The organism is Streptomyces sp. NRRL S-87 (genome assembly GCF_000719335.1).
Taxonomy (GTDB): Bacteria; Actinomycetota; Actinomycetes; order Streptomycetales; family Streptomycetaceae; genus Streptomyces.
The window spans coordinates 16266-41208 of the sequence record NZ_JOGB01000025.1; the positions used below are offsets into that span (position 1 = coordinate 16266).

Sequence of the window (24943 nt, forward strand, 5' to 3'; positions counted from 1 at the left end):
GGGCTGGAGTCGCAGCGACTGCAGCCAGTAGCAGGCCTACCACGGCAGAGGTACCTCTCCACATGCGCATCTCGTGCAGTCCGTTCCGCTCAGTCGATCACCGGCGGGACAACGCGGCGGTTGCCCGGCAGCCAGGTCTCCTCGTCCTCGGCAAGGTAGTCGGGTCGGTTGCCGGGCCGCTCCCGCTCCGTCCCAGACTGAGACTGCGGAGAGGTCGACCTCATGCCCTGCAGGCCACTCGGGGCACCGCTGCTCTGACCGCGCACTAGGCCCGACCCGCCTTGTGTGAACGGGCGGCCCGTGGCTGAAGATCGACCCTGTTGGCCAGCTCCGACAGGAGAGTTGGGCACGCCAGCTCGTGCGGCCCCACCCGCTCGGGCGTAACCCTCCTGCGCGCGACCCGCCTGACCCGGTTCGCCACCGATGACGGTGCCGCGCGGAATGCCCGCGGCCGGCCCCTTGCCTGCCGGGACCTGACGTCCGCCGACAATCCCGGAGTCTCGGCCCACAGGGGACGGCCCACTTCCGATGCGCCCGGGTGCACCAGTGACAGGCGGAGCAGGCGGCCGTACGCCGTTGGCTGGCGGAAAATGGCCACCCCCAGGGCCCGGTCGGGTGTTCGGGGGCACGAAAACGGGCGGGGCAGCAGGTGCAGGGGGGATCCCTGCACCGCCCGGCCCGGTTCCACCCGGAGGAGTGGCGTGCAGCGAGGGCGGGTCGGCCCTCCCCGGGAGGGTGGCGGCCCGGTCAATGCCGACATCAACACGGTCGTCCGGGACGGTGCTGCCAGGGTGCGCGGGTGCCGGGGCGGGGTGGGACGGGCCGGGACCAGCGGGCAACCCCGGTGCGTGGGCGCCAGGGCCACCAGGGCTCCCGGGAGTGACCCCCGGTGCGCGGTTGGGGCCGTCTGTCCCACTACCTCGCCCACTGGGGGCGCCGCTGCTACCGGCATAGTCGCTGTCTGGTCGGCTGATCGCTTCCTCACCATAGCGATCCACGGGCAGGAAGGTGGCTGGCGGCGGCGGAAACGTAGGTGCCTCCGCTCGGTTCATCGCCTGGGACGAGGCCTCGTACGACTGCGCCAGCTTGTTCATCTGCTGGACCGCCTGCGCGTGGTCGCCGTCGAGCTTCGCGCGCGCGTCGCGGGCGATCTGGGCCGAGTCCGGGTCGTGCGGGGCGGCGTGGGCGGCGTCGAGGTTGGCCTTCGCTGCGGCGTCGCGGGCGGGCATGTTGGCCTTGACCTCGACGATGGTCTGCGCGGCGTTGGTCATCCACGTGCCGCCGGTCGCGCTGTACTCGCCGAGGCGGAGCGTCGCGTTGCCCGTGGCGTTGACCCACTCGCGGAACGCGTCGCCGCCCTCGCCCTCCCAGACCACCTTGGGGGCGTGGGCCTTGAGGTCCTCGCCGATCTCCTTGATGGTCCTGGCCGCCTCGGTGAGCTGCGTGCCCAGGTCCTTCGCGGTCGCAGCGTTCGCCGACTCCAGCATGTCCAGCAGGGCCTGGTGGGAGTAGCCCTCGAAGTTGGTCGCCATCAGAACGAGCCTCCCGCAGTGCTGCCGTTGCCGCCCGAACCGCCGTCGCCGGAACCGCCGTTGCCGGTGCCGCCGCCGACACCGGTGCCACCGTTTCCGGTACCGCCGCCGCCACCGGCGCCGCCCCGGGGCATCGTCGGGTGGTCGACCGCCGGGTCGCGGGTGGGGTCGTAGTGCTTCTCGGCGTCCGCGTGCAGCCGCCGCATGCGCTGCTTGACGTCGTCGTCGACGTTCTCGTACCCGACCCGCGACGACTCGACGGCGATGCTCAGTGCCTCGATCTGGCCCGCGAGTCCCTTGGAGAGCATGGCCAGTTGGGCGTGCACCGTGTGGTACGCCGCGTACAGCCCGTCCGCCTCGCCGAAGCCGGTGCCCAGGTGACCGCTGGGCAGGCTGCCGTCGGCCATGCGCTTCGGCGCGGCCTGCGAGCCCTCCAGCTTGGTCAGCAACTCGTCGACGCGCGACGTGAACTTCTGCATCGACTCGACTTCGACCGTCAGCGCCTTGGCCTGCCCGGCCACCGCGCCCGCGATGCCGGCGGTGCCCGCGGCCAGCCCCGCGAACAGGCCGAAACCGCCCGCCCCGTCGTCCAGTGCCACCCCTCGGCCCTCCCCGTGGTCCCCGTACCCGCCGTCCGGACGGGGCCCTCACGGGTCCGGTCCGGCCCGTTCCGGATTCGCATCCGTACGAGATCGAAGCGGGATCAAAGCGGGGCCACTCTATCGAGCGCCTATGACAGGGCACACTCCGGGTTGCACGTGCAACGGCCCGCGCGCCCGTCCAACCCTCCCCGTCCGCTCAGGAGTTGGGGGCCGCGACCGCCGCCTGGGGCCGGATCGGCAGCCGGTTCACCGGCCGCCCGGTCGCCGAGCGCACCGCCGCCGCCACCGCCGCCGGGGAGGTCACGACCGGCACCGCGCTGGCCGCCTTGGCGCCGAAGGGGGCGACCACGTCGCGCTCCTCCACCAGCTTGACGATCCGGATGTCCGGCGCGTCCAGGGACGTCGGCAGCGCGTACCCCGTCAGGTCGGGGTGGCGCAGCAGCCCGCCGGCCGTGCGGAGGTTCTCGGTGAGGGCCGCGCCCAGGCCCTGCGTGACGCCGGCCTCGATACGGGCCGCGAGCTGGCGCGGGTTGAGGACCCGGCCGACGTCCTGCGCGACGGCGAGCTCGACCACCCGCACCGCGCCCAGTTCGATGTCGACGTCCACCACCGCGCGGATCGCGCAGAAGGCGAGCCCCACGAACGCGTCGCCCTGCCCGGCCTCGTCCAGCGGTTCGGTCGGGTGCGGCCGGCACTGGGCGGTGGCCCACAGCTCCTTGCCCGCCATGGCCTCGGCGACGGTGGTCGAGAACGCCCCGTCGTACGAGGTGATCTTCCCGTCGGCGACCTGCAGGAGCTCCGTCGACATGCCCAGCTTGTGGGCCATGGGCTGGAGCAGCTGCGTCCGGACCATCTTCGCGGCCCGCTCGACGGCCCCCGCGGACACCCAGGTGTGCCGGCCGTGCGTGGTCGGCCCGGCCGGCGGCTGGTCGGTGTCGACCGGCGCCACCCGGACGTCCTCGATGCCCAGGACCTCCTGCACGACCTGGCGGGCGAGGGTGGTGAAGCCCTGGCCGGTCTCGACGGCCGCGCAGATCACGGTCGCGGCGCCGTCGTGGACCTTCACGGTGGCGGTGGAGACCTCGTCGGTGCCCTCCGCGCCGAGCATGTGCACCATGCCGAGGGCGTAGCCGACCCCGCGCCGGATGGCGCCGGGCTCGCCCGCGCCCTCCAGGCCGCCGGGCAGCAGCCATTCGTCCTCGGGCGTGTCCTTGGGCAGCGCGGGCAGCTCGAAGTCGCGGACCGCGCGCAGCAGTTCGGCCACCGGTGCCGGGCAGGTCACGGTCTGGCCGGTGGGCAGCAGGTCGCCGGTGGCCAGGACGTTGCGCATGCGCAGCTCGGCCGGGTCCAGGCCCAGCTTGGCGGCGAGCTTGTCCATCTGGCCCTCGTACGCCGCGCACACCTGCATCGCGCCTTCGCCGCGCACGTGGCCGGAGGGCGGGTTGTTGGTGCGGACGGCCCAGCCCTCGACGAAGGCGTGCGGCACGACGTACGGGCCGCAGGCGAAGGCGACGGCCGCGGCCAGCGACTCGGACGAGGCGTCCGCGTACGCGCCCGTGTCCATCAGGATCTGCGCCTCGACCTTGACCAGCCGGCCCTCGGCGTCCGCGTGGTGGCGGTAGCGCAGCAGGGTGGGGTGGCGGTGGGAGTGGCCGAGGAAGGACTCCTCGCGGGTGGCGGCGAGTTTGACGGGGCAGCCGGTCCGCAGGGCCAGCAGGCCGAGCGGCAGGTGGAAGCCCGCGTCCTCGCGGTCGCCGGTGGCCCCGGGCACGCCGGTGACGACGATCCGGACGCGCTCGGGCTCCAGGCCGAAGCAGGCGGCGGCCTGGTCGCGGTCGGAGTGCGGGTCGGTGGAGGCGGTGTAGATCTCGACGCCGCCGTCGGGGCGGGGCACGGCGAGGCCGGCCTCGGCTCCGATGGGGGCGGGGTCCTGGCGGCCGATCCGGTAGAGCCCCTCGACGACGACCTCACCGGTCGCGTCGGGGTCGCCGTACCGCAGCGGGATGTGGCGGACGAGGTTGCCGTCGGGGTGCAGCGGGGCGGCGCCGAACGCCTTCTCGGGGTCGGTGACGGGCTCCAGCAGCTCGTACTCGACGGCGATCGCGGCGGCGGCCAGGCGCGCGGTGTCGGGGTGGTCGGCCGCGATGGCGGCGATGGGCTCGCCGTGGTGGCGCACGACGTCGTGGGCGAAGACGGGCCGGTCGGTGATGCGGCGGCCGTGCGTGGAGCAGCCGGGCACGTCGGCGTGGGTGATGACCGCGCGGACGCCGGGCATCTCGACCGCGGCGGAGGTGTCGATCGACCGGATGCGGGCGTGCGCGTGCGGGGAGCGCAGGACGGCGGCCCACAGCAGGCCCTCGGCCCACAGGTCGGCGGCGTACGGGTAGGTGCCCTCGGTCTTCGCGCGGGTGTCGGCGGGCGCGAGGCTGGCGCCGATCCCGTACGCGGGCTCCGGCTCGGCGGGGCCGTCCGGACCGGCGGGGTGGGCACCGGGGGCGGTGCCCAGGGCGGTGGCGGTGGCCGCGTCGTTGCTCACGCCGTGCCTCCCGTGGACGTGCCGGTGCCCATGCCGGTGCCTCCGTTGCCGCCGTCGTGGTCGTACTGGCTCTCGTGCCCGTACTGGCCCTCATGCCCGTACTGGCCCTCGTGCCCGTACTGGCCCTCGTGCCCGTAGTTGCCCTCGTGCCCGTACTGGGTGTCCTGCCCGAAGTGGCCGTCGTGGCCGTCGTGGCCGTCGTGGCCGTACGGGCCGCCGTCGTGGCCGAGGTGGTGGTGGTCGGGATGGACTCCGCCCGCACCCGGGGGGGCCTGGTGCGGGACCCTGCTCTCGGGAGCGGGGTCGAAGACGCTCTCGGCGTGCGGCGCCTCGTCGCCGTCGACGGACTCCGCCCGCTCGGCGACGACCTCGCGGACCGCCTGGAGCACGCCCTGGTAGCCGGAGCAGCGGCAGAGGTTGCCGCACAGCGCCTGGCGGGTTTCGAGCTCGGTGGGGGCGTGGTTGCCCTCCAGCAGGTCATGGATGGTCATGGCCATGCCGGGGATGCAGAATCCGCACTGGACGCCCCCGGACCGGCACAGCGCCTGCTGCACGTCGGACTGCTGCCCGTCGCGGGCCAGGCCCTCGACGGTACGGACCTCACTGCCGGCGGCGGTCGCGGCGGGCACGAGGCAGCTGGCGACGAGCCGGCCGTCGACCTGGACGGCGCAGGCGCCGCACTCGCCCTGCGAGCAGCCGTCCTTGGCACCGGCCAGGCCGAGCCGCTCACGCAGCACGTAGAGCAGGGACTCGCCGATCCAGGCGCCGGTCACGGGGCGGTCGGCGCCGTTCACGCGCAGCACGTACGAGGTGTGGGGACGCTCCTCGGCGAGCGCGGCCGGAACGGGCCCGGCAACCGGCTCGGAACCGTGCTCACCGGACGCCCCGGTCGCCTCCGAGCCCCGCGGGGGCTCCGCGGACCGGTCGCCGGCCGACTCCTCGGCCGGCGCGTCGGGCGCGTGCCCGGCAACGGCCTCCCCGGGCCCGTCGGCGGGCACGGCCGGCTCGGCGGTGTCGTGCCGTACGTCCTCGTGCGGGGCGGGTACGGGCCCCTCGGCGACGGGGTCGGGATCCGCGGCAGCCGGACCGGTGCCCGGGCCGCGGCGCGCGGGTCGCCCGGCGGGGGGAACGTCCGCACCGTCGGGGCCCGCGGCGGCGAATCCTCCGGGACCGGGGTGGACGTCGGCGGCGGCGTGCTCGTGGCCGGGAAGGCCCTCGGCAGCTTCGACGCCCTCACCGGGGCCGTGCGCGTGCGGCGCCGCGCCCCCGGGGCCGTCGGCGGCGCCCGCGGCGGCGCGAAGGCCCCCGAGGGCCGCACCCGCGAGTGCGGCACCCTCACCGGGCGCGTGCTCGGCGACCGCGTCCGCGAGCGGCACGCCCTGGCCGAGCGAGTGGTCCGCGGCCGGAGCCGCGAGCGGCAGCCCGTGGCCCAGCGAGTGGTCGGGTGCGTGGGCGTCGGCGGGGCCCTCGCCCGCACCGGCACCGGCACCGGCCGCAAGCGGCGTGCCCCGGCTCAGCGAAGGGTCCGCGGCCGGAGCCGCGAGCGGCAGGCCCTGGCCCAGCGAGTGGTCGACGGGCGCGCCCTGGCCCGCGCCCAAGCCGGAGGTGTCGAAGCCGGGCGAGGTGTCACCCGGGGAGAGGGCCCACGACGGGACGGGGATCCCGGCCCCGTCGGTGTGTCCGGGGCCCTCGGGGGGGACGCCGTGTCCGTACGCGTGCGCGTCGGCTCCGCCTTCGCCCGTGAGACCGGAGCCCGGCAGATGCCCGTGGCCCGCGTCCGCACCGGGACCGGCCACGTACCCGTGCCCGTGCCCCAGTCCGTCACCCGCACCCGCACCCGCACCCGCACCCGCAGCCGATCCGGTCCCGTCACCGGGGGCGCCCGCAAGGTCTCCCGCCGCGGCCTGCGGGACCGTGCCCGGCTCCGCCGCGTCCGGGTAGGACAGCCGCACCGACGTGCCCGTGTAGTCCGCGGGCGGGGCGACGTACCCGCGCACGCCGTCGAAGGCCTGGCCCGCGCCCTCGGTCGGCTCCACGGCCGCCTCCGCCATCGCCTCCTGCGACGGGGTGGGCCACTGCTGGAGCTGCTCCGCCCACGGAGCGGCGGCGCCGCCCGGCAGGGTGGCCGGGGCCTGCTGGGCCCACTCGGGGGCCAGCGTGGAGCGGGCGTACTCCCCCGACTCCTCGGGCAGGTCACCCTGCGCGACCGGGATCGACCACTCGCCGGTCAGCGCGTGGGCCTGGGCACCCGCGTCCGGGCCCGCGTGCCCGCCGGGGCCCGTGCCCGCGCCCGCAGCGACGTCCGCGTGCGCAGCGACGTCCGCGTGCGCAGCGACGTCCGCGTGCGCACCCGCGTCGGCGGCCGGCACCTCGGGGAAGTGCCACTGCGCCGTGCCGCCGTGCGTACCGGGAGCCGCCTCCGGCCAGCCTCCGGAAAGGGCGGCGGCCGGGTCGACGGCCGAGGGGTGCGCGGCCGGGTCGGCGGCCGCCGGGGCGTCCGCAGCCCCCTGCCAGTCCACCGGCACCGACCAGGTGCCCGTCGCCGTCGGGTCGGTGCTCACGCCGCCCGAGCCCACCACCACGGGCGGGATCACCGGCGGCACGTACCCGTGGCCGGGTGCCTCCAGGGGCTCCCCGAACATCTCGTCGGGCAGCTTCACGAAGGCCGTCGCGTCCGCGTCGTAGTCGCCGCCCTGCGGCACGGGCTGCCAGCCCCACGCCCCGGCGCCCTCGGACGTCGTCGTCACGTTGTCGTTCTCGCTCATGAGGTCAGCGCCCTCCCCAGTGCCCTCCGGGCCAGCACGGCCACCGTCCGCCGCAGGTGCAGCACCGCCGGTGAAGCGGGTTCCGGCGCGGGGTCCGGCACGCAGGCCATGGCGACGTACTCACCGAAGGCCTCCAGCGCCTCGGGAGCGAGCCCCCGGTCCCCGTCCCAGTCGATCAGGCCCGCGACCCACCGCTCGGCCTCCAGCGGTCGCAGCGGCATCGGCGCCACCGCGCCGATCGCGCACCGCACCCCGCGTCGCGCCGGGTCCAGCACCAGCCCCACGGAGGCCACGGCGCGGCCCGGGCCGGTCCGGCCGGTGGCCTTCAGGAACACCTGGGGGGCGTGCAGCAGCGGCACCCGCACGAAGCCGATCAGCTCGCCGGCGCCGAGCATCTCGCGCCCCGCGAGCAGGTGGGAGACCGGGATCTCGCGCCGCGCGCCACCGGGCCCGGCGATGACCAGTACGGCCTCCAGCGCGGCCAGCACCGGCAGCGCGTCGCCCGTCGGGGCGGCGCTGGCGATGTTGCCGCCGAGGGTGCCGGCGTTGCGGATCTGCGGCGGGCCGGCGGCCCGGGCCGCGGCGGCCAGCGCCGGGATGAGTGCGGCGAAGTCGGGACGGCCCATGCGGGCGTGCGTGAGGCCGGCGCCGAGCAGCGCGTGGCCGTCCTGGTACTGCCAGCCGCGGATCTCGCTGATGCGGCCGAGGCCGACCAGCCCGGCGGGACGCAGCAGCCCGGAGTTGACGGCGGCCATCAGGTCGGTGCCGCCGGCGACCGGCACGGCGGCGGGCATGGCGGCGAGCGCCGCCACGGCCTCGTCGAGCGAGGTCGGCAGCGTCACGGACTGCGCGGCCTGCGGTGCGTGAGTGGTCAACCCAGCTGCCCCTTCCCGATGTCCCGGCGCTCACAGCTGTCCGCCGTACGGTACGTCTTCACAGCCGGGACGTGGCAACTCTGGCACATCTTCCGGAGCGCGCGACGCGAGGGTGCGGCCGGGGGCCTTCGGCCGCGACCAGGCCTGACGTCCGGTTTGACCAGTCTTGGGCACAAGCTTCCGACAGTGTCACGCAACGGGCAGTTCATGAACTCTCATATGACTTGTCGGTCCCGGGCCGGAGAGCTCCGGAAAGGCGGCCGCGGACCGCCTCGAGGGCTCACGCCCCCGGCGGCGACCCCTCGATCGGCCGCCCCCGCACGCCCGGCCGCCGCTGCCAGGGCAGCGGCCCCGACGGCGGCCGGTAGCCGACGCCCAGTGCGTCCAGCCGCCCGTAGTGCCCCGTCAACCGCGCCTCGAACCCGGCCAGATCGCGCTCGGCCGGCTCCGGCAGCCGCGACCACACCACCTCCGCGAACGCGGCCAGCCGCGGGAACACCTGGTAGTCGACCCGGTCCTGGCTCTCCATCACCTCGGTCCAGACGTTGGCCTGGGCGCCCAGGACGTGCGCGGCGGCGGCCGGGTCCAACTCCGGCGGCACGGGCTCGAAGCGGTACAGGTCGGCGAGCGTGCGCACGTACCCGATGGGCACCGGCTCGTCGGGGCCGCCGTCCTGACGGTGGTCCAGGTACACCTGCTGCTCCGGGCACATCACCACGTCGTGCCCGGCCTCGGCGGCCGCGACCCCGCCCGCGTACCCGCGCCAGGAGGAGACCGCGGCGCCCGGGGCCAGTCCGCCCTCCAGGATCTCGTCCCAGCCGATCAGCCGCCGCCCGCGGGCGGCCAGCCAGCGGTCGAAGTGCCGGACGAACCAGGACTGCAGCTCGTCCTCGTCCGCCAGCCCGAGTTCGCGGATCCGGGACTGGGCGGTCGGCGAGCGGCGCCACTGGTCCTTGGGGCACTCGTCGCCGCCGATGTGCACGAACGGCGAGACCTCGGCCGGGAAGAGCTCCAGCACCTCCTCCAGGACGCCCTCGTAGAAGCGCAGCACCTCGTCCGTGGGGGCCAGGACGTTCCGGCTCACGCCCCAGTCGTCCCAGACCTCCAGCGCCCCGGTGTCGACGACGTCGGTGTTGCCGAGGTGCGGGTAGGCGGCGATGGCCGCCTGCGAGTGGCCGGGCACGTCGATCTCGGGGACGACGCGCACGTGCCGGGCGGCCGCGTAGGCGACGATCTCGCGGATGTCGTCCCGGGTGTAGAAGCCGCCGTGCGGGGTCTCGTTCCACAGCGGCGAGGCCCGGTGGCCCCAGCGGGTGCGCGGGCGCCAGGAGCCGACCTCGGTGAGCCTCGGGTGGCGGCGGATCTCGATGCGCCAGCCCTGGTCGTCGGTCAGGTGGAGGTGCAGGACGTTCAGCTTGTGTGCCGCGAGGAGGTCGACGTACCGCAGGACGGTGTCCTTGGGCATGAAGTGGCGAGCCGTGTCGAGCAGCATGCCGCGCCAGCCGAACCGCGGCCGGTCCGCGATCCGCACCGCCGGCACCTGCCAGGTGCGGCCGGGCAGCGGGGCGCGCCGGTACGCGTCCGGGCCGAGCAGCTGGCGCAGGGTCTGGGCGCCCCAGAACACGCCGGCGGGCCCGCCGCCGAGGATCTCGACCCCGTCGGGGCCGGTGGTGAGGCGGTAGCCCTCGGGACCGAGCTCGGCCCCGACCGACCGGTCCACCGAGAGGCGCAGTCCGGTGCACGCACCGGCTCCACCGGAGCGGCCTGCGCCGCGCCCCCCGTCGTGCGCGCCCGGCGCGGGGGCGGGCAGCGGGAGGCCGGTGGCCGCGCCGAGCTCGCGGCGCAGCCAGGCGGCGGCGCCCTCGGCGCCGGGGCCGGCGGCGAGGGAGGTGGCGCGGGTGAGCTCGTACGGCGGGACGTCCGCGGGCGCCTCGACGCTCAGCGGCGCCGGGATGAGGGACAGGTCGTCTCGCACATCGCTCATGGCGCCGCACCCTACTGGCGGGGCCCGACCCGGCACAGGCCTCCGACCCGGCACAGGCCGCCGGCCGGGCACAGACCTCCGGGCGCAGCAAGGGGCGCGGCCCGGCGCCCGGGCCGGCACAGGTCCGCACAGGCCCCGCCACCGGACCAAGCCCCGGGCGGCGGACCGGGCCCCGGACGCGACGCAGGCCCCCGGCGCGCGCGGGTGCGCGCGCCCGGAGGCCTGCGTCAGCGGCGGTGGGCCACCCCTGCGGGGTTACTTGCCCTTGCCGCCCTTGTCGTCGTCCCCGCCGCCGGGGCCCATGGAGTCGTAGATCTCCTTGCACATGGGGCAGACCGGGTACTTCTTCGGGTCGCGGCCCGGGACCCAGACCTTGCCGCAGAGCGCGACGACGGGGGTCCCGTCGAGGGCGCTCGCCATGATCTTGTCCTTCTGGACGTAGTGGGCGAAGCGCTCGTGGTCGCCGTCGCCGTGGGACACCTGCGGCGTCGGCTCTACGAGGGTCCCCGTGCCAGTGCCGCGCTCGGGCTCAAGAGTGCTCATGCCGCAAGGGTACTGGGCCGCGCCCGGCTCGGGCTCGCGGCGGGGCGGGTCCCGCGCCGTGCGCCGTGCACCGTCCGCCGTGCACCGTCTCAGTTGAGGGTGGGGTCGTCCGGATAGGTGGCCACCATGGCCAGCTCGCTGCGCTGGCGCCGCAGCACCGAGCGCCACAGCCGCTCCGGGTCGGGGGCGGAGACGTCCCCGGGCTCGGACTCCACGACGTACCAGGCGCCGTCGCTCAGCTCCTCCTCCAGCTGCCCGGGCCCCCAACCGGAGTACCCGGCGAAGATCCGCAGCGAGCCGAGGGCGCTGGCGAGCAGCTCCGGCGGGGTCTCCAGGTCCACCAGGCCGATCGCACCGTGCACCCGGCGCCAGCCCAGCGGGCCCTCGTCGCCGGGGATGACCGCGACGCCGAGGGCGGAGTCGAGGGAGACCGGGCCGCCCTGGAACACGACGCCGGGCTCGCCGGCGAGGTCGGCCCAGGGCAGCAGGATGTCGCCGACGCCGACCGGGGTGGGCCGGTTCAGGACCACGCCGAGCGAGCCCTCCTCGTCGTGGTCGAGGAGCAGCACCACCGCGCGGTCGAAGTTCGGGTCCGCCAGGGCGGGGGTGGCGACGAGCAGTCGCCCTGTGAGCGAGGACACCTCGGTCATGGGCACATGATCCCGCATATTCGCCCCGGAGGGGGAGCGGGCGGCACAACTCGTCCTTACGCACGGGACGGGCGCACGGCAGCAACGGGAGCGCGCACCCGACCCCTGACCGGAAGTCCACCCTCCGCTACGCATCGGATACGGAGGGTGTTGTGGCGAAATGATGACATTCTCATGGGCCCCGCTGGGGCATACAAGGCAAGGCCTCCAGCCGCTTACAGTTTTCCCTGGCCCCCTGCCCACCCACTCCGGAACGCGAGATTCATGACCGGCACAGACGATGTCCTGCTTGTCCACGGCGGCACCCCGCTGGAGGGCGAGATCCGGGTCCGCGGCGCGAAGAACCTCGTGCCGAAGGCCATGGTCGCCGCGCTGCTCGGCAGCGAACCCAGCCGGCTGCGCAACGTGCCCGACATCCGCGACGTGCGGGTGGTCCGCGGGCTGCTGCAGCTGCACGGTGTGACGGTCCGCCCCGGCGACGAGCCCGGCGAACTGGTCATGGACCCCACCCACGTCGAGAGCGCGAACGTCGCGGACATCGACGCGCACGCGGGCTCCTCGCGCATCCCGATCCTCTTCTGCGGCCCGCTGCTGCACCGCCTCGGCCACGCCTTCATCCCGGGCCTGGGCGGCTGCGACATCGGCGGCCGGCCCATCGACTTCCACTTCGACGTGCTGCGCCAGTTCGGCGCCACGATCGAGAAGCGCGAGGACGGCCAGTACCTGGAGGCCCCGCAGCGGCTGCGCGGCTGCAAGATCCGCCTGCCCTACCCCTCGGTCGGCTCGACCGAGCAGGTGCTTCTGACGGCCGTGCTGGCCGAGGGCGTCACCGAGCTCACCAACGCGGCGGTGGAGCCGGAGATCGAGGACCTCATCTGCGTCCTGCAGAAGATGGGCGCCATCATCTCCATGGACACCGACCGGACCATCCGGATCACCGGTGTGGACCGGCTCGGCGGCTACAACCACAAGGCGCTCCCGGACCGCCTGGAGGCCGCCTCCTGGGCCTCCGCGGCCCTGGCGACCGGCGGCAACATCTACGTGCGCGGCGCCCAGCAGCGCTCGATGATGACCTTCCTCAACACGTACCGGAAGGTCGGCGGCGCCTTCGAGATCGACGACGACGGCATCCGCTTCTGGCACCCGGGCGGCCCGCTCAACGCGATCGCGCTGGAGACGGACGTGCACCCCGGCTTCCAGACCGACTGGCAGCAGCCGCTGGTCGTGGCGCTCACGCAGGCCGCGGGCCTGTCCATCGTCCACGAGACCGTGTACGAGTCCCGGCTGGGCTTCACCTCGGCGCTGAACCAGATGGGCGCGCACATCCAGCTGTACCGCGAGTGCCTGGGCGGCTCGGCCTGCCGCTTCGGCCAGCGCAACTTCCTGCACTCGGCGGTCGTCTCCGGCCCGACGAAGCTGCAGGGCGCCGACCTCGTCATCCCCGACCTGCGCGGCGGGTTCTCGTACCTGATCGCGGCGCTGGCGGCCGAGGGCACCTCCCGGGTGCACGGCATCGACCTCATCAACCGCGGCTACGAGAACTTCATGGAGAAGCTCGTGGAGCTGGGCGCGAAGGTCGAGCTGCCCGGCGGCTCGCTGGTCTGACGGCAGGACGGTCCGACGACAGGACCGTCCCGGCATCCGGGGCCGCCCAGGCGGCCCCGGAGTGCCTGGAGGGCCCGGAGGGCCCGGAGGCCCCGGAACGTCAAAGGGCGGCCACCCCGTACGGGTGGCCGCCCTTCGTCGTCGTGGGGACGCCCAGCGGCGTCCGCGGGCCGGGCCGTGGCGGCTGCGCGCCGTCGGGCCTGGCTCCGGGGCTCACGCGCCCAGGGGGCCTGAGCCCCCCTCAAGGTGTGCGGCTCCTGGGGCTACGCCCCGGGGGCTCACTTGCCCTTGGCGGCTTCCTTGAGCTTGGAGCCCGCGGAGACCTTCACGCTGTAGCCGGCCGGGATCTGGATGGGGTCGCCGGTCTGCGGGTTGCGCGCGGTGCGAGCGGCACGGTGGGTGCGCTCGAAGGTCAGGAAGCCGGGGATGGTGACCTTCTCGTCGCCCTTGGCGACGATCTCGCCGACGGTCTCGGCGAAGGCGGCGAGGACGGCGTCGGCGTCCTTGCGCGTCACCTCGGCGCGGTCGGCCAGCGCGGCCACCAGCTCACTGCGGTTCATGTTGTACTCCCGTGTTCAACTTGCCTATGGGGCGTGAGATCGAAGCCGATGCTGCCAGGGCCGTAGGACAGTCCCCGGACCCGGGTCTGACGTCAGACCCTCTCGCCCGGTTACGCATCCTGCCCCCACCAGCGGCGGGAAAGCCAATCCGGCACCCGCCAGGGTCACACGAAAAGCGCCACGGTCACGCCGCCGTGACGCTCCGTCCGCCGCTGGATGCGGACCGCCTCGAACGGACCGCCGAACCGCTGCGGGCATCCACGCAACCCTAGAGGGGCCGCAGGGATGCCGCATCCCGCGACGCGCCGGGGGCGGGCCGGACGTGGGGCCCGTCACAACGGCCGGGCGCGGCCCGGCCCGGCGGCGCGCCCCTCACAACGGCCGGGCGCGGCCCCGGCCCGGCGGCGCACCCCCCGGTTCCGACGGGGCGTCACGCCCGCGGGCGGACCCGGCGGGCGTGACGCGGCGTCAGGTCGAACGGGGTCGGCGACCGCGGCTCAGATCGAGGACGGCTCCACGACGTCCCCGCCGGCGGCCTTGGCGGCGTTGCGGACCGCGCCCGCGACGGCGCCGGCGACCTTGTCGTTGAAGACCGACGGGATGATGTAGTTCGGGTTCAGCTCGCCCTCGGTGACGACGTCCGCCAGAGCCGCTGCGGCGGCCAGCATCATGTCGGTGTTCACGGTGCGGGACTGCGCGTCGAGCAGGCCGCGGAAGACGCCCGGGAAGACCAGCACGTTGTTGATCTGGTTCGGGAAGTCGGACCGGCCGGTGGCCACGACCGCCGCCGTCTCCCGGGCGATCGAGGGGTCGACCTCCGGGTCCGGGTTCGCGAGCGCGAAGACGATCGCACCCTCCGCCATGGCCGCGACGTCGTCGCCGTTCAGCACGTTGGGGGCCGAGACGCCGATGAACACGTCGGCGCCGACGACCGCCTCCTTGAGCGTGCCGGTGACGCCCTCGGGGTTGGTGTTGTCGGCGATCCAGCGCAGCGGCGAGTCGGCCGCGGCGTCGACCAGGTCGGCCCGGTCGGCGTGCACGACGCCGTGGATGTCGGCGACCACGGCGTGCTTCACACCGGCCGCGATCAGCAGCTTCAGGATGGCGGTACCGGCCGCGCCGGCGCCGGACATGACGACCTTGACGTCGCCGACGGCCTTGCCGACCACGCGCAGGGCGTTGGTCAGCGAGGCCAGCACCACGATCGCCGTGCCGTGCTGGTCGTCGTGGAAGACCGGGATGTCGAGGGCCTCGCGCAGCCGCGCCTCGATCTCGAAGCAGCGCGGCGCGGAGATGTCCTCGAGGTTGATGCCGGCGAAGCCGGGGGCGATGGCCTTGACGATCGCGACGATCTCGTCGGTGTCCTGGGTGTCCAGGCAGATCGGCCAGGCGTCGATGCCGGCGAACCGCTTGAAGAGGGCCGCCTTGCCCTCCATGACGGGCAGTGCGGCCTTGGGGCCGATGTTGCCGAGGCCGAGCACGGCGGAGCCGTCCGTCACCACCGCGACGGAGTTGCGCTTGATGGTGAGGCGCCGGGCGTCCTCGGGGTTCTCGGCGATCGCCATGCACACGCGGGCCACGCCCGGGGTGTAGATCATGGACAGGTCGTCACGGTTGCGGATGGGGTGCTTCGACGCCATCTCGATCTTGCCGCCGAGGTGCATCAGGAAGGTGCGGTCGGAGACCTTGCCGAGGGTGACGCCCTCGATCCCGCGCAGCTTCTGGACGATCTCGTCGGCGTGGGCGGTGGACGTCGCGGCGATGGTGACGTCGATCCGGAGCTTCTCGTGGCCTGAGGCCGTGACGTCCAGACCGGTGACCGACCCTCCGGAGGACTCCACGGCGGTGGTGAGCTGGGAGACCGCGGTTCCGCTCGCGGGCACCTCCAGGCGGACCGTCATCGAGTACGAGACGCTGGGCGCCGTTGCCATGGCCGTGTTCCTCTGCTTTCCCTTGCTTCACTTGCGCACGCCCCCCTGACCCCGCGCACGAACGCGGTAGGACGTGTTGTCCGATCGTCCCACCTACCAGCCGGTATTCGGTAACCAGCTACAAGTTTCGGAAAGACTCTTCCACCATACGAGAGAGTTGGGAGTCGGGGAAGTGTGCGCGGACACCAAAAAAGGTCCGCGCCCTCCCCGAAGGAAGGGCGCGGACCTGTATGAACGTCTATGACACCGACCCGCCATGCTCGCCTCGCGGCAAGTGGTCGCTCTAAGCGACGAAGGTTGGGCCCGGGGGCTTGGATCGAGCCGGTGCCTCACCAAGGCTAACAAACGATCCCCGGGACGGGACCTCCCTGCACCGACTTGCTCACCAGGTGGAACCGATCGGCCCAGCCGCCACCGTCCCAGCCGCCACCGGCCCGGCCTCATCGGCCGGCCGCGCCCCGGCGTCAGTCGCGCAGGAGCTCCGGGACGCCGGCCGCGTCCGGCCGGTCACCCGGTCCGGAGACCACGGTCAGCTGCTGCGTGGCCCGCGTCAGGGCGACGTACAGCACCCGCAGCCCGGCCGGCGACTCCTCGGCGATCTCCGCGGGCGAGACCACGACCGTCGCGTCGTACTCCAGGCCCTTCGCCTCCAGGCTGCCCAGGGCCACCGCCCGCTCGCCGAGGCCGGCGAGCCAGCCCGCGGCCTCCTCGCGGCGGTCCATGGCGACCACGACGCCCACGGTGCCGTCCACCTGAGCCAGCAGCCGGACCGTTTCCTCCCGCACGGCCTCCCCGAGGCCCGCCACGGGCACCGGGCCGCCGCCGGAGCGGGCCCGCGAGCCGGCCCGCGCCGCGCCGCCGGCCCCGGACTCCGCCGCGCCGCCCGGCGCGGTGCCGGATCCGGCGTCCCCGCCGGCCGCCGCGGCCACCGCCGTGAACCGCGGCTGCAGCCCGGTCGACCGGACCGCCGACGGCGACTCCATCCCCGGCATCGCCCGCTGCAGCACCTTCTTCGCCAGCTCCGCGATCTCCGCGGGGTTGCGGTAGTTCACGGTCAGGGTGAAGCGCCGGCGCGGCCGTGAGCCCAGCGCCTCGTCACGGGCCTCGGCGGCCTCGTCGGGGACCGTCCACGAGGACTGCGCCGGGTCGCCCACGACCGTCCACGTCGCGGTGCGGCCGCGCCGGCCGACCATCCGCCACTGCATGGGCGTCAGGTCCTGCGCCTCGTCGACGATGACGTGGGCGTACTCCGTGCGCTCCGCCGCCAGCCGCTCGGCCCGCTCGCGCTGCGTCTCCTCGCGGCGGGGCATGAGCTCCTCGAGCCCGGTGAGCTGGTCCAGCGGGTCGAGCTCCCGCTTCTTCCTGGGCCGGGCGGGCGCGCCCAGCAGGCCGTGGAGCTCGTCCAGCAGGGCCACGTCGTGCACGGACAGCGGCCCGGTGCCGTCCGGGCCGACCCGGCGCAGGGAGCGGGCGAGCTGCCGGGTCTCGCGCGGGTTCAGCACCCGGCGCGACCAGCGGCCCAGCCGCTTCTCGTCGGCCATGGCGGCCAGCACCCGGCGCGGGGTGAGCTCGGGCCACCAGGCGTCCAGGAACTCGATGAACGGGTCCTCGGTGGAGACGTCCTCGTCGAAGCTGGCCCGCAGCTCGGCGGCCAGCTCCGGATCGGAGTGCCGGTTGGCGCCGCCGCTCTTGGACCACAGGGCGTCCAGCAGCAGCTTGCGGGCGCGCGGGCGCAGCAGGTTCACCGGCGCGGTGCCGCCGAGCACGGCCTGCCGGATCCGGTCGAGCTCGTCGGCCTCCAGCTCCTGGCGCCGGTTGAAGGCGACCACCCGCAGCCGCTCGGGCGCGGGCCCGGCCGGGCCGCCGAGCTCCAGGGCGCCGCGGACGGCCTTCCGCAGGACCTTGAGCATCCGCGAGGAGCCCTTGATGCGGGAGACCGACGGCTCGTCGTACGTCGTCGCCTCGGCGCCGTCGACCAGCGAGCCGAGCGCGCGGATGGCGACCTGGCCCTCCTCGCCGAGCGAGGGCAGCACACCCTCGGTGTAGGCCACCAGCAGGGGCGTCGGGGAGACGATCAGGATGCCGCCCGCGTACCGGCGCCGGTCCTGGTAGAGCAGGTAGGCGGCGCGGTGCAGGGCGACGGCGGTCTTGCCCGTGCCGGGGCCGCCGGAGACCTCCGCGACGGAGGCGGCGGGGGCGCGGATGACGAGGTCCTGCTCGGCCTGGATCGACGAGACGATGTCGCGCATGGTGTGCGTACGGGCCCGGCCGAGCGAGGCCATCAGGGCGCCGTCGCCGATCGCCGGCAGCTCCTCGCCGTCCAGCCGGGCGGTGACCTCGGGGCGCATGAGGTCGTCCTCGACGCCGAGCACCTTGCGGCCCTTGGAGCGGATCACGCGGCGGCGCACCACGCGGCCGGGGTCCTTGGGCGTGGAGCGGTAGAAGGGCGCGGCGGCGGGGGCGCGCCAGTCGATGACCAGCGGCGAGTAGTCCGCGTCGAGGACGCCGATCCGCCCGATGTGGAGGGTCTCGGCGATGTCGGCGGTCAGGTCGTCCCGGATGGCGTCGTCGGCCGGCTCCACCGAGGTGTACGCGCCGTCGGGGCCGCGCTTGCCGTCCTTGCCGAGCACGAGGTCGATGCGTCCGAAGAGGAAGTCCTCGAACTCGTTGTTCAGCCGGTTGAGGTGGACCCCCGCGCGGAACACCTGCGCGTCGCGCTCGGCGAGCGCGCCGGGCGTGCCGACCTGGCCGCGCTTGGCCGCGTCGTTCATCAGGAACTCCGCCTCGTGGATCTTCTCCTCGAGACGGCGGTACACCTGGTCCAGGTGAGTCTGCTCAAGCGCGATCTCCCGATCACGGAGAGTCTCTTCCGTGGCTTCCTGCGCGGCCACCGAGGGCCCCCTTCTGGTCGTTCTGGGCGACCGTCCAGGGTACCCCCCGCGGGTGCGGGCGGTCGTTCCGCTGCACCCGGGTCCCGGCACGCCCACCCGGCGGGCCGCGTCCGGCCGCGGACGGGGCTCCGCGCCCGGGGTGCCGGGCCCGTCGGCCCGCACGGGAGCGGTGGGCGCGCCCTACGCCGAGGGCCCCGCCGCCAGCGCCCGGCGCCGGTGCCGGGCCACCCGCTCCCGGTTGCCGCACAGCTCCGACGAGCACCACCGCCGCCGGTGCCCGCGCGAGGTGTCGAGGTAGACCCGGGTGCAGCCGTCCCCGTCGCACGCCCGCAGCAGCGCCATCGCCTCCGGGTCGGTCAGGAGCACGAGCCCGTCGCGGGCCACCGCCGCCAGCAGCGCCGCGCAGTCGGCCCCGCGCAGCTGCCGGACGAGCCCGCCGCCGTCCCCCCGTACGGCGTACAGGCCCGGCGGCGTACCGAGCGCGAGCGTGTTGACCCGCTCCAGGGCCTCGCCGGCCGGCAGCCCGCGCAGGGCCGCGGCCACCAGCTCCGCGAGGTCGGCGCGCAGCGCGCGGAAGGGCGGCAGCCAGTCGTACGCGACCCGGTCGAGCGGGGTCCCCCGGGGGACCAGCCCGGCCCCCAGCAGCCACTGCCGCAGCCGGGGTGCCTCCGCCAGCCGCTCCTCGGGCGCGGCCGTGTTGACCAGGTCCAGGCAGACCCGCCCGGAGTCGAACCACAGCTCGTGGGAGCCCGAGCCCGTGCCCGCAGCCATGCGCCTGCCACCGCCTCGAAGGTCACACCGGTGAACGTGCCGTCACGCTCCTCCAGAGTGCCCCGCCCGCCCCCGGACCGAAACCCCGCGGACGCACCCGTTCCCCGGTCTTTGTGTTGCGGCCTCCGCCACCGTCGTACGGCACGTATGCCGCAGCGGAGGTGTGCCATGTCCGCCCGGACTTCACAGCGGCGGCCGGGCTCCGCACGGACGTCGAGGAGCACAACGTCCACGATGTCCGCCGCATCGCCCTAGCCCTCGGCGTACTTGGCGTCCGCCGCCGGGTCGAGGGCGAGGCGGTAGCCGCGCTTGACGACGGTCTGGATCAGCTTGGCGGAGCCGAGGGCCGCGCGCAGCCGGGCCATGGCGGTCTCGACGGCGTGCTCGTCGCGGCCCGCGCCCGGCAGGGCGCGCAGCAGCTCCGCGCGGGCGACCACCCAGCCCGGCCGGCGGGCCAGGGCCCGCAGCAGCGCCATGCCGGCCGGCGGCACCGGGCGCAGCTCGGCGTCGACGAGCACCGCGTGCCCCCGGATCTCGACGCGGTGGCCGGCGACGGGCAGGGTCCGGGCCCGGGCGGGCAGTTCGCGGCACAGGAGCTGCACGAGCGGCCCGAGCCGGAAGCGTTCGGGCGCGGCGGTGGAGACGCCGTGGGCCTGCAGCGGCAGGGCGGTCACCGGCCCCACGCAGGCGGCCAGGACGTCCCCGCCGAAGGCGGCGAGGACGTCCGGCAGCAGGCCCCGCTCCTCGGCCCGGCTCAGCAGCGAGGCGGCGGCGGGCGCGGAGGTGAAGCTGACGGCGTCGAGGGAGCGGGCCACGACCGCGTCGAGCAGCCGGTCGAGCGGGGTCGGGTCCTCCGGCGGCAGCCACCTGTAGACGGGGACGACGACCACGTCGGCGCCGCCGTCGCGCAGCGCCTCGACGAACCCGGGCAGCGGTTCGCCGTGCAGCTGGAGGGCGATGCGCCGGCCGGCCACGCCCTCGCCGAGGAGCCGGTCGAGCACCTCGGCGAGGGACTCGGAGTCGGGCGACCACTCCTCGGTGAGTCCGGCGGCGCGGATCGCGCCCTTGACCTTGGGCCCGCGGGCCAGCAACCGGGCGTCGCGCAGCCGGGCCAGCAGGTCCTCGCCCACGCCCCAGCCGTCGGCGGCCTCGATCCAGCCGCGGAAGCCGATGGCGGTGGTGGCGACGACGGTGTCGGGGGCCGTGCCGATGAGGTCCTTGGTGGCGGCCAGCAGCTCCGCGTCGTCGGCCAGCGGGACGATGCGCAGCGCGGGGGCGTGCAGGACGGCGGCCCCGCGGCGGCGCAGCAGGGCGGCGAGCTCGTCGGCGCGCCGGGCGGCGGTGACGCCGACGGTGAACCCGGCCAGCGGCCCGGGGGCGCGCTCCCCCACGGCGGCGGGGGCCTGCGGGGCGGGGGCCGCACCCGGCGCGGGGGCGCCCTCGCAGGCGGGGGGTGCCGCCGCGGCGGCGGCCGGCCGCGGAGCCGGGGCGCTCCGGGACGGTTCGTGGTGGGGGCGGATGGTGGTGTCCATGCGGGTCCCTGCCTAGCGCAAAGGGGGGCGGTGCGACGCGTCCGAGCCTGCCAACGCGGCGTGACGGGTTCGGTTCACCGGTATTTCACCCGGGTAACACGGGCGTCGGGCCGGGTGCCTTGCGTCACCCGGCCCGCGCTCAGACGGACGTCAGCTGCGGGGCCGTCTCCGCGCTGGAGGCGATCACGCGGCTGCCGGCGGGCCGGCGAAGGTATACCGCCCAGGTGACCGCGCAGCACAGGGCGTAGAAGCCGAGGAAGGCGGTGTACGCGGCGGTGCCGGTGCCGGAGGTCAGGAAAGCCTCCCGGAAGGCGAGGTTGACGCCCAGTCCGCCGACCGCGCCGACCGCGCCGATCAGGCCCATGGCGGCGCCCGACAGCCGCCGCCCGTAGGCGGCCGCGTCGTCCCCGGCCAGGCCGCGGGCCAGGGCCTGGTTCATGAAGATGCCCGGGATCATCTTGTACGTGGAGCCGTTGCCGAGCCCGCTGAGGACGAACAGGGCGGTGAAGCCGACGAGGAAGACCGGCAGCGACTCCCGGACCGAGGCGAGGACCACGACCCCGGTCGCGGCGGCCATGGCGAGGAACGTGCCGAGCGTGATGCGGGCGCCGCCGAACCGGTCGGCGAGCCGTCCGCCGACGGGCCTGACCAGCGAGCCGAGCAGCGGGCCGACGAAGGTCAGCGAGGCGGCCTGGAGCGGCGTACGGCCGAACTGGGTCTGGAGCACCAGCCCGAAGGCGAAGCTGTAGCCGATGAAGGAGCCGAAGGTCCCGATGTACAGGAAGGCCATGATCCAGGTGTGGCCCTGGCGCAGGGCCTCGCGCACCGCGCCGGTGTCGTTGCTGACCGCCGCGAGGTTGTCCATGCGCGCCCAGGCCAGGCCCGCGGCGATCAGCACCAGCGGGATGTAGGCGGCCAGCAGCAGCCGGGGCCGGCCGGCGCCGGCGGTGCCGATGACGAGCAGGCCGGCGAGCTGGAGGACGGGGACGCCGATGTTGCCGCCGCCTGCGTTGAGGCCGAGCGCCCAGCCCTTCTTCCGGAGGGGGAAGAAGGCGTTGATGTTGGTCATGGAGGAGGCGAAGTTGCCGCCGCCGACGCCGGTGAGGGCGGCCACCAGCACGAAGGTGCCGTACGAGGTGCCGGGTTCCATCACGGCGTACGCCGCCCCGAGCGGCGCGAGCAGCATGAGGGCGCTGACGACCGTCCAGTTGCGGCCGCCGAACAGGGCGACGGCGAAGGTGTACGGGATCCGGGCGAACGCGCCGACGAGCGTGGCGGTGCCGATGAGGAAGAACTTGCCGGCCGGATCGATGCCGTACTCCGGCCCCATGAAGAGCACCATCACGGACCACAGGGTCCAGACGGAGAAGCCGATGTGTTCGGAGAGGACGGAGTAGACCAGGTTGCGGCGGGCCACCCGTTCGCCCGTCTCCTGCCAGAACTGCTCGTCCTCGGGGTCCCACCGCTCGATCCAGCGGCCCCCAGTGCGCCCTGCACCCATCACACGCCTCCACAACGCTGCCGGTCCTGTCCGTGGCAAGGACCGTAGGAGGGGCGGGTTTCGGCCCCCGTGCCCGTGCGGTGACCGCTGCGGAACGTTGCTCTCACCCGGCCGCGCGGGCCGCTGTGAGCGGCCCGTGCAGCGGGCGGGGCGGGTGCCGGGCGGCTACCGGGTGCGCATCACGGCCGCGTCGCCTTCCGGCAGCCAGCTGTCGGCCGGCCGCCGCAGCCAGCCGCGGTCGGCGCCCAGGGCGGCCGCGGCCGTGCGCAGGGCGTCGAGCCCGGGGTGGTGGAGGCCCTTGCGCCAGACCATCGACAGCGGGGACAGCGGTACGGGCGCCACGAGCGGCCGTTTGACCGAGCCGGGCATGTCGAGGAAGTCGACGGTGACCAGCACGGGGTTGCGGGTCTTGGCCATGACGCGGCGGAACTCCTCCTTGCCGACGGCCACCGGGGCCGGCGGGGCGAGGGCCGTGCCCCGCCCGGCGAAGAGCTGCCGGGCCAGGTCGGTCCACTCCAGCGTGCGGGGGTTGCCGGCGCCGGCGTAGACGGTCTCGCCGGCGAGCGCGTCGAGCGGTACGGCGTCCGCGCCGGCGAGCGGGTGGCCGTCCGGCAGCAGCACCGCGAGGGGTTCGAAGCGTACGGGCTGGTGGTCGAGGCGGGCGCGCAGGGCGGGGTCGAGCCCGGCGACGCGGCCGAAGGAGACGTCGAGGCGGCCGGCGGCGATCTCGGCGGCGGCGTGGGTGAGTCCGCTCTCGAAGCGGGCCATCAGCTCGCAGCCGGGGGCGAGTTCGCGGGCCCGTTCCAGGACCAGGCGGCCGGTGCTGGGGCCGTCGGTGTTGAGGTCGACCAGGAGGGGGCGGGCCTCCTCGCCGGCGCCGAAGGCCGCGGCGAGGTCGTCGTACGCCTCCAGCACGCGGCGCGCGTGCGGCAGCAGCCGCTCGCCCTCGGGGGTGAGGGTGACGTGGCGGGTGGTGCGGACGAACAGGTCGGCGCCCAGGACCCGTTCGAGGCGGCGGACATCGCGGCTGAGGGCCTGCTGGGCGACGAAGAGCCGGGCGGCGGCGCGGGTGAAGTGCAGCTCCTCGGCGACGGCCGTGAAGCCGCGCAGCAGGCGGGGGTCGACGTCGGGTGTCACGCGGCGACCCTAGCCGACTGACAACACGGGTGCGTGAATGGGGGCTGATCAGGTGTTGGACCGGGGCCCGGGGCCCGGGCCAGCATGATCGGCATGGCCCTTCTGACCGTCACGGGAACCACCCTCGTCGCCGCCCCCGTCCCCGCCGCCCCCGTCCGCGCCGCCTCCTCCATCGCCTCCTCCACCGCCTCCTCCGGCGTCGCCTCGGGCTGCGCCGCTTCGGCCGCCACCTCTTCGGCCGCCGCCCCGCGGCGGCCGCGCGGGGCCGTGGGCCGGGCCGCGGCCGGGGCCGCGCGCCGGTTCGCGGCCCGGGCCCTGCGCCCCGTGGCCCCGTACCGGCGCCTGCTGGCGGTCCCCGGCGCCCGGGCCTTCACCGCCGGGAACCTGATCGCCCGCCTCCCCATGGGCATGTTCGGCGTCAGCGCCGTCATGATGATCGCCGGGCAGCGCGGCTCGTACGCCCTGGCCGGCGCGGTCACCGCCACCGGCCTGGCCGCCACCGCGGTGGTCGGCCCGGGGACGGCCCGGCTGGTGGACCGGTACGGGCAGGCCCGGATCGCCGTCCCGGCCACGGTCGTGGCGGTGCTCGGCTCGCTCGCCCTGGTGGTGTGCGTCCGTACGCACGCCCCGGACTGGACGCTGTTCGCCGCGTACGCCGCCACCGCGACCACGCCGAACATCGGCGGCATGTCGCGGGCCCGCTGGGCGCACCTGCTGCGGGCGGACGCGGCGGCCCGGCACACCGCGAACTCCTTCGAACAGGCCGCCGACGAACTGTGCTTCATGCTCGGCCCCGTCCTGGCCGCCTTCCTCTGCGGGACCCTGTTCCCCGAGGCCGGCACGCTGGTGGGCGCCGCGCTGCTGCTGACCGGCATGGCCGTCTTCTGCGCCCAGCGCTCCACCGAGCCGCCGGTGGGCGGTGCGGCGGCGCGCGGCGCGGCCCCGCTCCGGGCGCCGGGGATGCCGGCGCTGCTGGCGATGTTCCTGGCGATGGGGGCGGTGTTCGGGTCGATGGAGGTGGTCTCGATCGCCTTCCTCGACGGGCACGGCCTGACCTCCGGCGCGGGCCCGGTCCTCGCCCTGCAGGCACTGGGCTCCTGCCTGGCCGGGCTGCTGTACGGCACCCTGCGCCCGGCGGCGGCACCGCGGCGCCGGCTCGTGGCGTGCGTCGCGGCGATGGCGGTGCTGATGGCGCTGCCGCTGGGCGCCGCCGCCACCGGGGCGGTGCCGCTGCTGGCCGTGGCCCTGCTCACGGCGGGCATGGCGACCGCCCCGACGATGGTGACGGGCATGTCGCTGGTCCAGCGGCTGAGCCCGGCCGGCCGCCTCAACGAGGCCATGACCCTGTCCGTGACCGCCCTGCTGGCGGGCATCTCCGCGGGCGCGGCCACCGCCGGCACCGCGGTCGACCACCTGGGCCCGGTCCCCGCCTACGCCCTCCCCCCGGCCGCCGCGCTCACGGCACTGCTCCTCGCCCTCCCCCAACTCCGCGACCGGGCCCCCCGCTCGGTGTGACCCGCGCCCGCCC

The 24943-nt window shown here is 75.3% G+C and carries 17 protein-coding genes; 2 read left to right on the forward strand and 15 right to left on the reverse strand.

The genetic code is table 11. The features are described from left to right. Nucleotides 1-89 precede the first annotated feature (89 nt). From IF43_RS41680 to IF43_RS0117790, 8 genes are all read right to left on the reverse strand, one after another. On the reverse strand, nucleotides 90-1532 hold the full coding sequence (locus IF43_RS41680; RefSeq protein WP_158939388.1) for a hypothetical protein: 1443 nt from the start codon (nucleotides 1530-1532) through the stop codon (nucleotides 90-92). Beyond that, nucleotides 1532-2131, reverse strand: a complete 600-nt coding sequence (locus tag IF43_RS38140) for a hypothetical protein (RefSeq protein ID WP_051795578.1) — start codon at nucleotides 2129-2131, stop codon at nucleotides 1532-1534. The genes IF43_RS41680 and IF43_RS38140 overlap by 1 nt, the downstream gene beginning before the upstream one ends. 199 nt (nucleotides 2132-2330) lie before the next feature. Beyond that, a complete protein-coding gene (locus tag IF43_RS0117765; protein WP_030201189.1) occupies nucleotides 2331-4670 on the reverse strand; it encodes a xanthine dehydrogenase family protein molybdopterin-binding subunit in 2340 nt (779 codons plus the stop codon). Then, a complete protein-coding gene (locus tag IF43_RS42765) occupies nucleotides 4667-6721 on the reverse strand; it encodes a 2Fe-2S iron-sulfur cluster-binding protein (RefSeq protein ID WP_234332285.1) in 2055 nt (684 codons plus the stop codon). The genes IF43_RS0117765 and IF43_RS42765 overlap by 4 nt, the downstream gene beginning before the upstream one ends. A 710-nt stretch (nucleotides 6722-7431) precedes the next feature. Further along, nucleotides 7432-8310 carry a xanthine dehydrogenase family protein subunit M gene (locus IF43_RS0117775; protein WP_030201194.1) on the reverse strand — a complete coding sequence of 293 codons (879 nt, stop codon included), beginning with the start codon at nucleotides 8308-8310 and terminating at the stop codon, nucleotides 7432-7434. A 280-nt stretch (nucleotides 8311-8590) separates the two neighbouring features. Beyond that, nucleotides 8591-10294 carry a beta-N-acetylhexosaminidase gene (locus IF43_RS0117780; RefSeq protein WP_030201196.1) on the reverse strand — a complete coding sequence of 568 codons (1704 nt, stop codon included), beginning with the start codon at nucleotides 10292-10294 and terminating at the stop codon, nucleotides 8591-8593. A 255-nt stretch (nucleotides 10295-10549) separates the two neighbouring features. Further along, entirely contained in the window at nucleotides 10550-10837 is a 288-nt protein-coding gene (locus IF43_RS0117785) for a DUF3039 domain-containing protein (RefSeq protein WP_030201199.1), read from the reverse strand. 89 nt (nucleotides 10838-10926) lie between these two features. Further along, a complete protein-coding gene (locus tag IF43_RS0117790; RefSeq protein WP_030201201.1) occupies nucleotides 10927-11487 on the reverse strand; it encodes a YqgE/AlgH family protein in 561 nt (186 codons plus the stop codon). Between the two features lie 264 nt (nucleotides 11488-11751). On the opposite strand from IF43_RS0117790, the gene murA reads away from it, so the two are divergent. After that, a complete protein-coding gene (murA, locus tag IF43_RS0117795) occupies nucleotides 11752-13092 on the forward strand; it encodes a UDP-N-acetylglucosamine 1-carboxyvinyltransferase (RefSeq protein WP_030201204.1) in 1341 nt (446 codons plus the stop codon). 278 nt (nucleotides 13093-13370) lie between these two features. Here murA and IF43_RS0117800 read toward each other — a convergent pair whose 3' ends face one another. From IF43_RS0117800 to IF43_RS0117830, 7 genes are all read right to left on the reverse strand, one after another. Then, nucleotides 13371-13652: an HU family DNA-binding protein gene (locus IF43_RS0117800; protein ID WP_007382399.1), complete on the reverse strand. Its 282-nt coding sequence runs from the start codon at nucleotides 13650-13652 to the stop codon at nucleotides 13371-13373. Between the two features lie 497 nt (nucleotides 13653-14149). Beyond that, nucleotides 14150-15583, reverse strand: coding sequence for an NAD-dependent malic enzyme (locus IF43_RS0117805; RefSeq protein WP_030201208.1), 1434 nt, complete (start codon nucleotides 15581-15583; stop codon nucleotides 14150-14152). A gap of 464 nt (nucleotides 15584-16047) precedes the next feature. Then, nucleotides 16048-18474 carry a UvrD-helicase domain-containing protein gene (locus IF43_RS0117810; protein WP_030201210.1) on the reverse strand — a complete coding sequence of 809 codons (2427 nt, stop codon included), beginning with the start codon at nucleotides 18472-18474 and terminating at the stop codon, nucleotides 16048-16050. 180 nt (nucleotides 18475-18654) lie between these two features. After that, nucleotides 18655-19245, reverse strand: a complete 591-nt coding sequence (locus IF43_RS0117815) for an ABATE domain-containing protein (protein WP_030201213.1) — start codon at nucleotides 19243-19245, stop codon at nucleotides 18655-18657. 251 nt (nucleotides 19246-19496) lie between these two features. After that, nucleotides 19497-20777, reverse strand: a complete 1281-nt coding sequence (locus tag IF43_RS0117820; RefSeq protein WP_078910259.1) for a uroporphyrinogen-III synthase — start codon at nucleotides 20775-20777, stop codon at nucleotides 19497-19499. 139 nt (nucleotides 20778-20916) lie between these two features. Further along, a complete protein-coding gene (locus tag IF43_RS0117825; RefSeq protein WP_030201219.1) occupies nucleotides 20917-22278 on the reverse strand; it encodes a nitrate/nitrite transporter in 1362 nt (453 codons plus the stop codon). 165 nt (nucleotides 22279-22443) lie between these two features. Beyond that, nucleotides 22444-23415: a LysR family transcriptional regulator gene (locus IF43_RS0117830; RefSeq protein ID WP_030201221.1), complete on the reverse strand. Its 972-nt coding sequence runs from the start codon at nucleotides 23413-23415 to the stop codon at nucleotides 22444-22446. Between the two features lie 93 nt (nucleotides 23416-23508). Between IF43_RS0117830 and IF43_RS0117835 the strand changes: the two genes are divergently transcribed. Further along, entirely contained in the window at nucleotides 23509-24930 is a 1422-nt protein-coding gene (locus IF43_RS0117835) for an MFS transporter (RefSeq protein ID WP_234332269.1), read from the forward strand. Nucleotides 24931-24943 lie beyond the last annotated feature (13 nt).

What these genes read in the sequence shown, in the direction of transcription:
- IF43_RS41680 (WP_158939388.1), bottom strand. Translation starts at nt 1,532, where the DNA reads ATGGCGACCAACTTCGAGGGCTACTCCCACCAGGCCCTGCTGGACATG.
- IF43_RS42765 (WP_234332285.1), bottom strand. Translation starts at nt 6,721, where the DNA reads ATGGCGGAGGCGGCCGTGGAGCCGACCGAGGGCGCGGGCCAGGCCTTC.
- IF43_RS0117780 (WP_030201196.1), bottom strand. Translation starts at nt 10,294, where the DNA reads ATGAGCGATGTGCGAGACGACCTGTCCCTCATCCCGGCGCCGCTGAGC.
- IF43_RS0117785 (WP_030201199.1), bottom strand. Translation starts at nt 10,837, where the DNA reads ATGAGCACTCTTGAGCCCGAGCGCGGCACTGGCACGGGGACCCTCGTA.
- IF43_RS0117790 (WP_030201201.1), bottom strand. Translation starts at nt 11,487, where the DNA reads ATGACCGAGGTGTCCTCGCTCACAGGGCGACTGCTCGTCGCCACCCCC.
- murA (WP_030201204.1), top strand. Translation starts at nt 11,752, where the DNA reads ATGACCGGCACAGACGATGTCCTGCTTGTCCACGGCGGCACCCCGCTG.
- IF43_RS0117800 (WP_007382399.1), bottom strand. Translation starts at nt 13,652, where the DNA reads ATGAACCGCAGTGAGCTGGTGGCCGCGCTGGCCGACCGCGCCGAGGTG.
- IF43_RS0117805 (WP_030201208.1), bottom strand. Translation starts at nt 15,583, where the DNA reads ATGGCAACGGCGCCCAGCGTCTCGTACTCGATGACGGTCCGCCTGGAG.
- IF43_RS0117815 (WP_030201213.1), bottom strand. Translation starts at nt 19,245, where the DNA reads ATGGCTGCGGGCACGGGCTCGGGCTCCCACGAGCTGTGGTTCGACTCC.
- IF43_RS0117820 (WP_078910259.1), bottom strand. Translation starts at nt 20,777, where the DNA reads ATGGACACCACCATCCGCCCCCACCACGAACCGTCCCGGAGCGCCCCG.
- IF43_RS0117825 (WP_030201219.1), bottom strand. Translation starts at nt 22,278, where the DNA reads ATGGGTGCAGGGCGCACTGGGGGCCGCTGGATCGAGCGGTGGGACCCC.
- IF43_RS0117835 (WP_234332269.1), top strand. Translation starts at nt 23,509, where the DNA reads ATGGCCCTTCTGACCGTCACGGGAACCACCCTCGTCGCCGCCCCCGTC.